The organism is Enterocloster clostridioformis (assembly GCF_020297485.1).
GTDB lineage: Bacteria > Bacillota > Clostridia > Lachnospirales > Lachnospiraceae > Enterocloster > Enterocloster clostridioformis.
The window spans coordinates 4752228-4766192 of sequence record NZ_JAIWZC010000001.1 but is presented as its reverse complement, the minus strand read 5'-3'; the positions used below and the strand labels follow the sequence as shown (position 1 = coordinate 4766192).

General features: G+C 43.5%; 12 protein-coding genes and 2 pseudogenes. 4 read left to right on the top strand and 10 right to left on the bottom strand.

What is annotated here, in order from left to right; all coding sequences use genetic code 11:
• Position 1: 1 nt before the first annotated feature.
• Positions 2-739 carry a transposase gene (locus tag LA360_RS23800; protein WP_112482845.1) on the top strand — a complete coding sequence of 246 codons (738 nt, stop codon included), beginning with the start codon at positions 2-4 and terminating at the stop codon, positions 737-739.
• A gap of 30 nt (positions 740-769) precedes the next feature.
• A pseudogene (locus LA360_RS23795) lies at positions 770-2199 on the top strand (transposase).
• Between the two features lie 279 nt (positions 2200-2478).
• Here the strand turns inward: LA360_RS23795 and LA360_RS23790 are convergent.
• From LA360_RS23790 to LA360_RS23765, 6 genes and pseudogenes are all read right to left on the bottom strand, one after another.
• Positions 2479-3486: a LacI family DNA-binding transcriptional regulator gene (locus LA360_RS23790; protein WP_057571400.1), complete on the bottom strand. Its 1008-nt coding sequence runs from the start codon at positions 3484-3486 to the stop codon at positions 2479-2481.
• 171 nt (positions 3487-3657) lie between these two features.
• Positions 3658-5868, bottom strand: a complete 2211-nt coding sequence (locus LA360_RS23785) for an alpha-galactosidase (protein ID WP_057571401.1) — start codon at positions 5866-5868, stop codon at positions 3658-3660.
• Between the two features lie 18 nt (positions 5869-5886).
• Positions 5887-6921, bottom strand: coding sequence for a PTS transporter subunit EIIC (locus tag LA360_RS23780; protein WP_330411375.1), 1035 nt, complete (start codon positions 6919-6921; stop codon positions 5887-5889).
• Positions 6922-7049: 128 nt separating this feature from the next.
• A complete protein-coding gene (locus tag LA360_RS23775) occupies positions 7050-7439 on the bottom strand; it encodes a glucose PTS transporter subunit EIIB (RefSeq protein ID WP_089776310.1) in 390 nt (129 codons plus the stop codon).
• 365 nt (positions 7440-7804) lie between these two features.
• A pseudogene (locus LA360_RS23770) lies at positions 7805-8693 on the bottom strand (transposase); the annotation flags it as partial.
• Positions 8694-8849: 156 nt separating this feature from the next.
• Positions 8850-9335 (bottom strand): DUF4143 domain-containing protein, encoded by a 486-nt coding sequence (locus LA360_RS23765; RefSeq protein ID WP_225537671.1) that lies wholly within the window; start codon positions 9333-9335, stop codon positions 8850-8852.
• Positions 9336-9450: 115 nt separating this feature from the next.
• On the opposite strand from LA360_RS23765, the gene LA360_RS23760 reads away from it, so the two are divergent.
• Complete coding sequence (locus LA360_RS23760; protein WP_225537670.1) at positions 9451-9924, top strand: helix-turn-helix domain-containing protein; 474 nt, start codon at positions 9451-9453, stop codon at positions 9922-9924.
• A 127-nt stretch (positions 9925-10051) separates the two neighbouring features.
• On the opposite strand, the gene LA360_RS29815 is transcribed toward LA360_RS23760, so the two are convergent.
• Together LA360_RS29815 and ltrA are read right to left on the bottom strand one after the other, a co-directional pair.
• Complete coding sequence (locus tag LA360_RS29815; RefSeq protein WP_138262997.1) at positions 10052-10174, bottom strand: four-carbon acid sugar kinase family protein; 123 nt, start codon at positions 10172-10174, stop codon at positions 10052-10054.
• A gap of 76 nt (positions 10175-10250) precedes the next feature.
• Positions 10251-11666, bottom strand: a complete 1416-nt coding sequence (gene ltrA, locus LA360_RS23755; RefSeq protein ID WP_160116354.1) for a group II intron reverse transcriptase/maturase — start codon at positions 11664-11666, stop codon at positions 10251-10253.
• Between the two features lie 221 nt (positions 11667-11887).
• Between ltrA and LA360_RS23750 the strand changes: the two genes are divergently transcribed.
• Positions 11888-12073, top strand: a complete 186-nt coding sequence (locus tag LA360_RS23750) for a hypothetical protein (RefSeq protein ID WP_146774919.1) — start codon at positions 11888-11890, stop codon at positions 12071-12073.
• 50 nt (positions 12074-12123) lie between these two features.
• Here LA360_RS23750 and iolC read toward each other — a convergent pair whose 3' ends face one another.
• A complete protein-coding gene (iolC, locus tag LA360_RS23745; RefSeq protein WP_330657197.1) occupies positions 12124-13104 on the bottom strand; it encodes a 5-dehydro-2-deoxygluconokinase in 981 nt (326 codons plus the stop codon).
• A gap of 19 nt (positions 13105-13123) precedes the next feature.
• Positions 13124-13936: a class I fructose-bisphosphate aldolase gene (locus LA360_RS23740; protein ID WP_057571404.1), complete on the bottom strand. Its 813-nt coding sequence runs from the start codon at positions 13934-13936 to the stop codon at positions 13124-13126.
• Positions 13937-13965: the final 29 nt, after the last annotated feature.

Genomic DNA, 13965 nt, shown 5'->3' with positions numbered 1-13965 from the left:
AATCCGTTACTGGCTTCATTCTTCGGAAAAGACGGAAGCCCCGGAATCTTTTGCGCGGAAAGTAAACGAAATCTGCGGCCTGTACCAGAGCGCCCAGGAACAAAGCCGGGAAGGTGCACACATTGTTTCCACGGATGAAATGACCGGGGTACAGGCGCTGGAACATAAATATCCTGACAAGCTCCCATTACCCGGCCAGTGCGCCAAAATGGAGTTTGAGTATATCCGCCATGGCACGGCCAGCCTCATCGGGTTCTTTGATGTTGCAACGGGCCGTATGGAAATGCCGTATTTAAACTCCACACGCACAGAAGAGGATTTTGTGGAAGCCGTGAAAGCATTGGCAGGGACAGACCCGCAAGCCCCATGGACATTTATATGCGATGGCCTAAACACCCATAAGTCGGAAACCCTTGTCCGCTTTGTGGCAGAGGCCTGTGCCCTTGGCGTGGAACTGGGCAAAAAAGGGAAAACAGGGATCCTTAAAAGTATGGAAAGCCGGGCGGATTTCCTGCATGACCCTTCCCACCGGATCCGCTTTGTCTATACTCCGAAACACAGTTCCTGGATGAACCAGATTGAGATATGGTTTGGCATCATTAACCGGAAGCTGCTGAAGCGGAAAAGCTGCCTGTCAATAGAAGAACTGGAAGCAAGCATCCTGCGCTTTATTGAACAATACAATCTTACAGCACACCCATTTAAGTGGACATATGCCGGGATACCATTAGTAATTTAATCACTGATATTTAAGCAATGCTGTAAATTTATGGCTGCTAAATATCGTCAGATTTCTTTAAATGATACTTTTTCAGACTGTCAGGATATGTTTATGGAAGATACACCTTCCTTCTTCCAGCTTCTGGATGAACATTTCGATATAAACGATTTCATCCCCTCTGTCTTTACCAATGCTTTTTATCAGCACCTTGGCCGTAACAGGGTTTATCCCTTAACCGGCTTCCTTTCCTCTCTCATCCTCCAGAAGATTTTTTCTATCCCTACTGATTCTCTGCTCATCCTTTTTCTTTCCATCTGTAAGGAACTTCGTGATTTTTGTGGTTTTTCCAAAGTCCCCGATGCTCCTCTGTTCACCAGATTCCGCCAGAACTTTGAACCCTATATTGAACTCATGTTCCGCCAGATGGTCGATTATACAGAACCCATCTGCCAGATGATTGATTCTTCTCTTGCCCGGATCCTTACCTTCGACACCTCTGGTATTGAACTGTTTGTGAATGAAAATAATCCCAAAACTCTCAATGCTCTTATCAAACGCTTAAAGTCTTTTTATAAGACAAGCCGGATGTGGATCCCTACAAGATGGCCTACGGGCTTATGCCTTCGCAGGCTGCTTCCTCTCCCGATGCCAAACAGATGTATATCAATGGGCATTTTTGCTATGCCGATAAATTCGGCATCCTCACGAATGGTCTTGGTATTGTCAGGGACATCGTATTTTTTGATGATGATTTTAAGGCTGCGCATCCGGAACTTCCGGTTGAGAAAAAGTCGGATTCCTCTGATGAAGATAAGACCATCAGCGATTCCGCTGCTTTAAAGCCGGTTCTCTCTGACTTTTTCTCTGCACATCCGGATTTCCACCCGAATACTTTTTTAGGAGATGCCGCCTTTGATTCTGCTGACATTTACGGCTTCCTGAAAAACGAGTTTGGATATCAGAAAGTCCTGCTCCCATACAACCCACGTAACGAAAGTTCCCTTAAAAAAGTAGGCTACAATGAATACGGATATCCTACCTGCCCCAATGATCCTCTGCTGGCCATGAAGTATTGTGGCGTTACAAAGGAAGAAGGACGTTCTGACCGTATCAAATGGCGCTGCCCCAAAGTTCATATGAAAAACGGGCATTGGATTTGTGAATGCGAACATCCTTGCAGCACAGCCAAAAAAGGCCGAACCACTTACACCTATGAAAACATGGATTTTCGCATGTTTCCGGGAATCCAGCGTAATACCCCTGAATGGGATGCCCTCTATAAAATAAGAACTTCCATAGAAAGAGCCATCAATCACTTCAAAATAAATATGTGCATAGCTGGCAAACATACCAGAAATCATGCAACCACGAAAGCAGATGTTTTTCTTGCCGGAATCGCCAGCCAGCTTACAGTGATTGTTGCCTTTCGTATGAACTGTCCGGAATATATACGGAGTTTAAAACCGCTGGTTGCCTGAAAAAGTATTCAATTATCATGGTTCGTAAATCTATGGGCTATAAGTGCGCCCAAAAATCTGACATTTATGTCATTCCAGAGTTTTTCTGGATACTGACCTTTTTTCTCCTTACCTATGGGCGCTTTTTTTCGTCCAACTAATGGTAAGAAATCATTTAACAATTACCTATTTTCTCACGAAATAAAAATATCCCTGAACCAAGATGACTGTAGTCATTCCGAATTCAGGGATGTCTTATTCCGATATCTTATATTTATAAACCTGATACCGTGACAAGTTTCACGATTGCTGTACATTCCAGCTCACTGTTGATTCTCTTATTACCACACGAGATTCCATCTCATACATCTGGGGCTGAGTATGGTAATTTATCTGATCAAGAAGTACTTCCACAGCTTTTTTTCCAATCATCTCCAAAGGCTGTGCCAGCGAAGTCAGTTTAGGATTCATTTCCCTTGCGAGCAGAGAATTGTCAAACCCCGCAACCGCTATATCATGCGGCACGGATATGCCCTGCATCTGCAATGCTGATATGGCTTCACAGGCAGAAATATCATCGTTGGCAAGCAATACTTCACTTTGAATCCCTCTGACCAAAATATAATTTTTGACATTTTCTGATACCCCGGTAGCATTCATATTCGCCGGCGGATCACATTCGATTACGTCTGTAAGTTCTATTCCGTTCGCCAAAAGATAATCCCGTAATCCTTGGAATTTTATAGCCGATGTAGATTTCTTGACAGGTCCGATATAGCCTATTTTCCGAAACCCGACACTGAGAAAATGTTTTGCCATCAGTTCCCCACCCCTATAATGGGATATATAAATCGAATGGAAACCTTCCACCTTTTTTGTAATCATCGTAACTGGAATATTCAATTTTCTATATGAATTCAGACTGAATTCGGTTGAGACAGGGACCGCTATAATCCCGTCCACTTTTCTTTTATTTAATCCTGTTAATATATTTTTTTCTTTTTCCAAACTCCGGTTTGTATTACATATAATAACACTGTAGCCTTCATAGAATGCTTGACTTTCAATTGCCTCAATAATCTCACTGAAAAACGGATAGGCGATTTCCGGCACTATAACGCCGATAATATTTGTGCTATTTCCCGCTAAACTCTGAGCAATCAGATTCGGTTCATATCCCAACTCTTTAACCCAATGGAGTACTTTTTTCCGTGTTGCAGCCTTAACTGACGGATGATCAGAGAGAACTCTGGAAACTGTCGCCCTAGAAACACCTGCCTTATCAGCAATATCTTGCATATTTGACATATCTCTATTTCCTCCTCCCACGATACAGCAATATCCTATATTGTCATAATTACATGAAAGTATCGCATTTAAACCCAATAATTTTATTTTAGAAGATTTGCTATAAATAGTCAATCTTTCACGGAAGAAACAAAATGTCATAAGTTCGGCACAGTCTGTCTACTTTAAATTTTATATTTGTCCCTTATCTTTTTCTGAAACTTTCTCTAAAAGCCACTGCTGTGAATCTCCGTCCCTACTAATCTTTCCGATTTCCAGCCCAATTTCGGACAGCTCGCTTCCATGAAAACGTCTACCAGATAAAGTGTCTTTGTACAAAGCTTGTTTTTCTACATGCGTCAATCTTAAACGTTTTGACACTGTATTGGGACGAGACATAATCTGTACATAAGTAATCAATATTTTTTCTCCATCGTCACTGATATACATCCACGCATATTCGTTCCCAATTTCCAGTCCCTTTAAACGATACAGGTCTCCGAACTGAATTATATATCTTACCTTTTTATAAAAACCAATATATTTTTTTATTTGAATTTTTTCTGCACTATCAATCTTGTTAAAATTCAATTCAAGTCCCAGATTCCCCCACATTGCAACGGCCGCCCTAGTTTCAAGGCTGACTCTTCTCCCTGTTTGATGATTCGGAACATCCGAAATGTGACAACCCATTCCAATCGACGGATATACGAGTGATGTCCCATATTGAATCGGCAATCTCTCCAGAGCGTCCGTATCATCGCTGACCCATATCTGAGGCATATAATAAAGCATTCCAGGATCGCACCTTCCACCTCCTCCTGCACAACCCTCAAAAAGTACATCCGGAAATTCTTTCGTTAAGGTTTCCATAATATGGTAAAGTCCAAGCATATAGCGATGTGGCAACTCCTTCTGCTGTTCCGGGGACAGGTAGAGAGACCCTGTATTTGTAAAGTTCCGATTCATATCCCATTTCACATAAGAGATTGAGTTTTCACTCAAAATCTTCCCTACACTCCGGATAATATATTCACATACAGCAGGATTTGCAAGATCCAGAACATATTCATCTCTAGATTTTTCTATTCTCCGCCCTTTTACCTGTATGACCCACTCCGGGTGCTGTTTGTACAATTCGCTGTCCGGGGATACCATTTCGGGTTCAAACCACAACCCAAATGCAATTTTCCGCTTACGGATATCACTGATTAAACTCTCCAGATTCCCTCCTAGCTTCTTCTCGTAAGGTATCCAGTCTCCTATTGATGTTGTTGTATCATCCCGCCGACCAAACCACCCGTCATCTAATACAAATAATTCTGCCCCCGCCTCTGCTGCCTGTGCTGCCAGCGAGACAAGACTGTCTCTCGTAAAATCAAAATAGTTCGCCTCCCAACTATTGAGCAGAACTGGTCTCTCCTGATTTCTAAACCTTGTTGGCATCAGACACTCACGATACAATTTGTGAAACGTTCGGGACATCTGTCCCAGTCCATTCCCTGAATAGACCAGAACCACTTCCGGCGTCTGGAACTCATATCCCGGATTTAGCTTCCATTCAAATTCAAATGGATGGATTCCAATCTGGAAACGACTATTCTCATGCATATCCACCTCTACCTCAGCAAGGAAATTTCCGCTATATACAAAATTCATTGCATAGACTTCTCCTTGATCTTCCGAAGTATCCGGCGATACAAGTGCAGCAAACGGATTCTGTCCATGTCCGCCTGCCCCCCGTGTACTGCCTACTGCCTGTATTCCCTGTTCCAGATGCCTTCTCTTAATATTACATTCTCTTCCCCATGCACCCGACAGATGGATCAAATCCAAGTCACTGAATAACAAATCCATATTTGCAGAACAAATTTTTTCAATATAGAACGCTTCTTCACCTTTATTTTTTACCAGTACAGACTGGGTAATCGCATTGTATTTTTCAAAAACTCCGAATACCAACGTCACCTCAGTCTGCTTTAATGTATCACAAAGTACGATTTCAAGAACCTCGCTATCTTCATCTGAAAGCACTGCTGGAAGTCTCTCAGGTTTTCTTTTCCCTCTATATGTACTGTAAGAACGGTAACGAAGGTCTGTAATCCTGGATCCGTCTTTCCACCTAAAAGAAAATGCCGGCTCCCGCAAATCTGTATACCCGTATGAAGGGTAAATCTGAGGCATCTGTTCTAATTTAAAATTCTTTTTTCCATCCGCATCAGGCAGGTAACTTGCCCTAGAAATTTCTTCAATTATATATCCGATATCAGTCGGCTCTATTTTTCCTCCCCAGTGCGGTATAAATACGTGTCTGCTTTCCGGAACAAAAAGAACCAGAGAAGTATCGGAAGTATTTAGGAAAAACAATTGCTGATTTTTCTCATTTTTCAATATTTGAATCACTGTTTTGCCCTCTTTTTATCACTCTTCCATAACTTCCTTTGGAACGACAAATATCCACGCCAAAACAAAAGCTGAAATAAACGTTACCGCCGCCAAAATAATGTACATAATCAACTGGTGTGGTGAATAAATATACAATAAAATTCCCGGAATTGTCGTAATTCCATTTCCTGTTCCCTGAAGACCGATAATCATCGCAATCATTCCAGCCACTCCGTTTACACAGCAGCTTAAAATAAATGGTTTAATATTGTATCTCAGAAGCACACCAAATAGGGCCGGTTCCCCAATTCCTAGCAAAGCAGATGCAGTGGCGCTGGGACCAATTACACGAACTTCTTTCTTTTTTGCCTTTAAAGCAATAGCAAGGCAGACACCAGATGAAGAAAACCCACACATACAAAGAATTGCATTCATCGGATTAAATCCTGTATTTGCCAGAAGGCTAATCTCAAGCATGTTTGAAATATGATGTACTCCAGTTAGCGTTATGATTGACCAGAAGAATCCTATTATCAGACCTCCAATACCGAAAGGCAAATGTAGTGCCACCTCCATAGCTGACAGAAGATTATTTTCTACTCCATGCAAGATTGGTCCAATAACAACAAGTGAAAGAAGAAGCATAATGAGAAGAACCAAGAAAGGAGTAACCATAAAATCAAAGGTTGTTGGAACCGTCTTTCTCAATTTTTTTTCTAATTTACTTCCAAGCCAGCCCGCCACAAAAGCAGGAAGGATACTGCCCTGGTATCCTACAATAGGTATAAACCCGAACAGATAAATTGGAACAACTCCGCTTGACGGATCGGCCACAGAATAAGCGTTTGGAAGTGCGCCGTTGACTAGCATGAGACCAAGAATCAATCCCAGCACCGGGGAACCACCGAACACCCTGAAAGTGGACCAGCAAACAATCGCCGGAAGAAATGCAAATGTTGTCCCCGACAATACATCCACTAAGACAGAAAATGTCTGAGGTACTTCTGCAGTTGTCATTCCGAAGATTGAAAGAAAATTATCGTTGAGAAGTGCCCCCTTAAGTCCTAGTATAACTCGATTTAAATAAGCTTACAATTTAAGCATTGGTAGTAATCTGATTTATTGGCTTACGTGTCCGTGCTTTGGGCGCACGTTTCCCTTGGTTTTCAGGATAATAATGTAAACTTATTAAAATCGAGTTATACTAGGAATAAACCCGTAGCAACTAGAGCCGGGATAACCGGAACAAATACATCCCCAAAAGTTCGAATTGCCTTTTGCAACCGATTCTTTCCATCCATTTTCGCCTCTTTTGCTTCACTCTCCGTTGTTTCATTGATGCCCAGCTTGGTCACTTCTTCATAGACTCGGTTGACATGTCCTGTACCAAAAATAATCTGGAACTGTCCTGCTGTAAAAAATGTACCTTTTACTCCCTCAATATCCCCCATTCCTTTTTCATCTATTTTCTCTTTATCCACAACAATCAGACGAAGTCTGGTAGCACAATGCTGCACGGATTTAATATTTTTCTGACCACCAATACATTTAACAACCGACTCGGCAATCTGTTTATAATTGTATCCCATGATATCCTCCTTATTCCTTGTAACATTTTTATTCATTATGTACTCGCGTTCATTTGTTTATATTATAAATAATGCAATAACAACTGTCAACAAAATAATACATCAAATTTAATCAAAATCCCCGAACAATGTTCTTTCGCCAGTTCTGACATAAAAGGGCTTCTGAGGAATTATTCAGGATAATATTTATTCATCTGTTTTGAAACAGCATACAAAAGATTTAGATTAATACTTATATCCGGAATCCGCTGTCACACTTGGATAACGGAATCCCAGCTTTTCCTCCATTGTCTTTAAAAATGCTACCAGCGTCCAGACATCATTCCTGTCTTGAAATATATCTACCCCAATGATATATTCACTATCTACTCCGATTTGGACGTTATAGCCCGGTTTGATCTGTGCATTCCGCATATGGTCATCCTTCATGTGCATAAATGTAGCATCCGGATCTGTTTTGCAGTAGTTATTCCTTCCCTGGAAGCTGGCTGTATGCCAGTCATAAACCGTCTGCCGCTCTAAAAATCGGTGGAACAGCTCCAAATATCGCTGGTTCCGGCTCTTCCGTTTCCCTCTTCCATGTACAAACACCGTTTGTTGTTCCCTGCAAACCTGTTCCAGGAAACGACAGATGTTCTGAAGATCCTCTGTCCGAGTGGCTTCTTTGACGCAGAATGACTGGATATACTCCTGATTGATCCGTATAACCGCATCCTGTATCTTCCAGAACATTTTTTCTTCCCATTTTCCAACCGATTTTTTCCAGACAAAGGTGTATTTATTGGCGCAGGCCTCCAGCTTTGTTCCATCAATAAACACGGTTTCCTTTGACAGTTCACCGGAGTTTTCCAGCCTTCTGACCATCTGGTAAAAGAGATTTTCACAGGCATCCGCCAAAAAGCCTGTGCGGAACCGTGCGATGGTACTGTATTCCAGTGCCTTTTGCCCGGCCAGCAGCCACATGAAGTTGATGTCGCGTTTGGAGGCAGTTTCAATTTTACGGGAAAAATAAATATTTTGGGAATACGCATAGGTCAGGATCTTGAACATGGTCTTTGGGTCCACTGCCGGATTTCTGCCTTTGGCAGAGTAAGCCTGATACAGCAAGCTGTAATCTAAATCCTCCAATTCGTGGCTCAGCAGTCGGACAGAATCATCGTTGGGAACCAAACCTTTCAAACTTAATGGCAAAACCAGTTGATAAGCTGCGCCGAGTTCTAGTAAATTTTTATGGTATTTTATTTTACTCGGCATAATTTATTATGCCATGGATTGCGGACTCTTCGGAGTCCGTTTTCTGTTTTTAAGCAAAAAGAAAGAGCCATTGCTCCATAGATTACTCATCTATTTTGCAACGGCTTCTTCATTTGTAAAATAATTTAATTGATGTGTTAATATACCCCGTTACAGTTAAAAATGAAATCGTTCCAGTGCATAGATTGGCCGGGTAATTGTTTTACCCTCAACACCGCCATGGGTATTACCTTTCAGGTAAAGAAGATAATCTGCTTTACCGTCATAAAGCGCCTTTTTGGCTGTATTTCCAGACTGCTTACCAGACTTTACCTCAACAGCATACCGTGTCCGCTCTTTCAGACTCTGTACGTAAAAGTCGATTTCTCTATTCTTATATGTGGCAAAAGCCGGTGTCTCAAATGCAATCTGCTGTGGAAAATCCAGCCTTTTCACCAGGTTTATATATACATAATTTTCATTAAGCGTCCCATTTATGGAAGCCTTATCAAGACCAGCTTGTGTCATGTAGAAATTCGCAATTCCTAAATCCATAAAATAACAACGTCTTCCCGGTTTAAAATCAAGAATGTCAAGCTCTACAATCTTTCCACAGAAGCCAATAATGCCAAAATGATACAACCAGTTGATGGCACGAACCACCGTTGCCTTGGATAAATTGCTAGTACAGCATTGCCAAAATAATAATGAATAGACGTTGCTTTTTTATTGTAGTCGGTGCATAATAATTCTATCACTAAAGAATGGATGGGTTATTATGCGAAGGAAAACAATTGATACTATCCCGGTTTTATCTGATGCCATGAAAAACATATTATCTGCTTTTTCAAAAAGCCGCTCCCTTCCGTCAGGACTGGTCAAAAGAGCCAGCATTGTCCTGCCTGCGTCACAGGGGGAATTCAACCAGAATATTGCGCCACAGGCCGGGCTTCATTATAATAATGCTGCCGCCTGGCGCAGTCGGTTCCTCGCGGCGCTCCCAGCCTTGCGGAGGATTGAAATGGACGCCCCGGAAAAGCTTGAAGATGAGATACGGGCAGTCCTCTCCGATAAAAAACGCCCCGGTGCCCCGTCTGTTTTTACGCCGGACCAGATCATGCCGATCATCGTCCTTGCCTGCAGCAGCCCAAATGATTTTGGGTACGAAGTAAGCCAGTGGAGCCTTGATGATACGAGCCGTTTCCCATCCTCTTTTGTGATCGCATCAAAAACAATGACCCTGTTATCCTGACCAACAGCCCTGGCAACTCTTTGTACCAATTTCATCTGCGTACCCTTTACTATATCAATACATTCTATCCGGTATTGAACCCCCTTTTTTAAGATATCAGGAATAAACATATATTGTGTTCTGATGACTAAGTGATTTTATCCGGATTCAATTCCGTATAATTAGTCAGTTCAATCCCCCTGTTTGTAAAATAGCTGCCCGAATCTGCTGCCCCTGTCAAATCATCCGTAATTGAGAATAATCGTTTCATGCCTTCCCTTATCGGATAGGGGAGATTTTAACCTCCCCTTCCACACCACGTAGCGTACCGTTCGGTACTACGCGGTTCAATAGTTTACTCGGACTTTCAGATAGTGGGCAGTCATATCGGGATAACCAAGTCTGTCCACTATGATTCTTTTGGTGAGTGCCGAGTTGAGCATTCCCGCCGCTCTCCACACTCCCTTTCGGCAGTTCGCCATCTCATGCACCTTCCACTCTGGTAAATGTAACGCCCGCAACATTTTATATCTTGTGCGTACCTTCTTCCATTGTTTCCAGTACACCGCTCGGATTCTGTGGCGCAGCCACTCATCCGTCTGTTCCATCAGGCTTTTCATGTCTGCATATCGATAATAGTTAATCCATCCCCTTGCATAGCTTCGGAGTTTTTCTTCCCTCTCCTGATTGCTCCATTTGTTCCCTCTGGTTGTCAGCTCCCGTATCCGGTTCTTCATTTTTGCCACCGACTTCGGGTGTATCCTCATGCGGCATTTCCCTTTATGCCGGTAAAAGCCGTAGCCCAGGTATTTTATCTTGCTGACGTGGCTCACTGTCGTTTTCTGAAGATTGACTTTCAGAAACAGTTTTCCTGTGATGAATGGCACAATGTTTTCCATTGTCCTCTCTGCGCTTTTCCTGCTTTTGCACAGAATCAGGCAGTCATCCGCATACCTCACATACTTGTGTCCCCTGCGCTCCAGTTCCTTGTCCAACTCATTCAGCATGACATTTCCACATAAGGGACTTAGCGGGCCTCCCTGCGGCACGCCCTCGGTCGTTGCGTGAAATCCTCCGTCCTCCATTACTCCGGCTTTCAGGTACTTGTGTATCAGCGAGATTACCCTCCCGTCCTTCACCGTCCTCGACAGCACCTCTATCAGCTTGCTGTGGTTCACCGTGTCAAAGTAGGATTGTAAATCCATGCTGACCACGTAGACATATCCTTCGTTGATATATTTCCTACATCTTTCCAGTGCGTCATGCGCCCCTCTGCCGGGACGGAATCCGATGCTGTTGTCAGAGAACTGTTCTTCATATAAGGGCGTCAGTTCCTGTGCGATTGCCTGTTGGATTACCCTGTCTACCACTGTGGGTATCCCCAGTTTCCTTGTTTTTCCTTTCTCCTCTTTGGGTATTTCTACCCTTCGGACTGGGTTTGGCTTGTATTTGCCTTCCCTCACCTGCTCGACCAATTCGGACTGGTGTTCTCTCAGGTAGGGTAGAAGTTCATCCACCTGCATTCCGTCAATCCCACCAACGCCTTTGTTCGTTTTGACCTTCTTATAGGCGGCATTTAGATTGTCGCTTCTAAGAATCGTATCTAGCAGGTTGTCCGTCCGAAAGTCCGTGTTGGTGTCGGGGTTCCCGGTAATCCTTTCATGGGCGTACTCTCCTGTTTCCCTTCCCTGTTCCGCAGGTATCTCTCGCAGGTAGTCCTCAATATGAAGTTGTCTGTACTTAATTCCATGTCCGGTTTCCATTTGGTAACGACACCTCCTACTGTTCAGTCCTTCCCGGTGCGTTTGCGACCGCCCGGTACTATGACCTCTGCTGACTTCTCACGGCAAGCTTTACTCCGTGACAGCGAATGTTTTATCGCCACTTTCACGTCCGTGAGACCTCCCCGGGTACTCACACGTTCTTTCCCACTTATACCTGCCCCGTTTACTGCTGGCGTTCCGTGCAGTTATTGGACTTTAGTTTGTTAGGCAACCTCATCCACGCTTCACAGCCTATCCGGACAACTTTTACAGGCCAGTGGTTTGCCTCCGGCTTCCTTCAGACCCCACCTCACGATGACGCCCTTGCCATTGGCTGCACCCTTCCCACTGCCGGGCGGGTCAGGGACTTTCACCCGTTAGAACGTGCGCCCGCCGGGCGCACCTAAAAAAGGAACTGCCGGTTCTGCCTTAACGGCCCAACCGACAGTTCCTTTTTTTATCCGCATATATAGTCATTCTCTGTAATAAATCTATCTATCTGTTCCAGTGTAGGAGTTGAATCAGAACAGCTGTGTCCTGATATCGTAATGGAGGCAGCCGCAGCCGCATACATCAAACACTTTTCCATAGTAAATCCACTGATTATCCCATAATTAAATGCACCAGAGTAAGCATCTCCTGCACCGAATGTTTTGACCGCTTTTACAGGATATACTCCGCCATGATAGATATCCTCTTTGGTATATATACAGGAACCTTCCTTTCCCCTTTTTATAGACACATATTCCGCCCCACGCTCAAGGAAATATTCTGCTGATTTCTTATCATCCCTGTTCCCAGGAAGAAACATCCGCTCCATAACATCGAATTCTTCTCGTGTACCGATCACCATATCTGATTGAAGCGCTGCCATATGGTAATATACAGATGCTTCCTCCTCCGTATCCCACGTATCGGTCCTGTAGTCTAAATCCAGTATGATCCTGGTGTTGTTTTTCCTGGCATAGGACATGGCAAGAAAAACGCTTTCTCTGGCAGGGCTATGTGTAAGTGATGTGCCGGATATCAGAAGCATTTTCGCATCGGCAATATATTTTTCATCGATCTCTGTACACTGTATATTCAAATCCGCGCAATCCTGCCGGTACATAAAATAACTGCACTTCCCATCTTCTCTGATCTCTCCCATGGTCAATCCTGATCTTCTTCCCGTGTCATCAGTACGTATATGGGAAACATCCACACCTTTTCCATTCAAATAGGAACATATAAATCTTCCGAAGGCATCATCCGACACTTTTCCAATATATCCCACCTTCAGTCCAAGGTTAGCCATGGCAACAGCGGTATTTGCCGGAGACCCTCCCACGTATTTGGAAAATGTCTTTGCATCTTCCATAGGCCCTGTCTCATTTGCGTACAGGTCTACCGTTGCCCTTCCCATTGCTATTACATCTATTTTTCTAAATCTGTCCAATTGCATTATGTCATCTCCATCACTCATGTTCCAGCTCTTCCAATAGTTCCATTGCTTCTTTCACTGAATATCCGCCATGTATGATCGACTTTACCGCTTTGACAATCGGAGTGATTTTGGGATACTGTATGATAAACCTGCCATAGGTAACTCCCGCTGCACCGGAGTCCAGTACGTCCTTCGTCATTTTAAACAATTCCTGGGGAGTTCGACAGTTATCGCCTCCAGCAATGGCAACCATACTGGGGGTTCCTTCCACTACCCTTGCAAAACTTTCCGGATCTCCCGTATAATTGGTCTTGATCAGATCAACTCCCAACTCTGCCGCAGCTCTTGTTGCATACAGTATATTTTTCCAATCATATCTGGCTTCATCTTTTAAGCAGTTTCCTCTTGGATATATGTGGGATATGACAGGCATTCCCAGCTCTTTTGCTTTCTTACAGTAATCAGCCAGTGTAGATAACTGCTGCGGCTGTTTGTCTCCACATACAATACACCCTATGGACACTGCGTCCGCTCCCAGTCTTACCCCTTCCTCTACCGTGGCCACCGGTGTGTCAAAATCCGGCTGGTAGGGAGAAAAAGTAGTGCATTTCAATACCAAGGGTGTAATACCTGCATGTTGGCCAAAGCACCGTTCTGCCAATCCTTTATGCATGGTTATTGCATCCGGTCCTCCTGCACACATATCATCTATGGTCTTCTGGAATGTATCAAGTCCTCTCATAACCCCCCTGGCCATACTGTGGTCCACAGTCAATCCGAAATATCTGCCGTCCTTTTCAGGCATTAACCGGCGCATTCTTGCACTATATCCCATAAATTCCATCAAACATCACCTTTACCTTTCTTAAATTA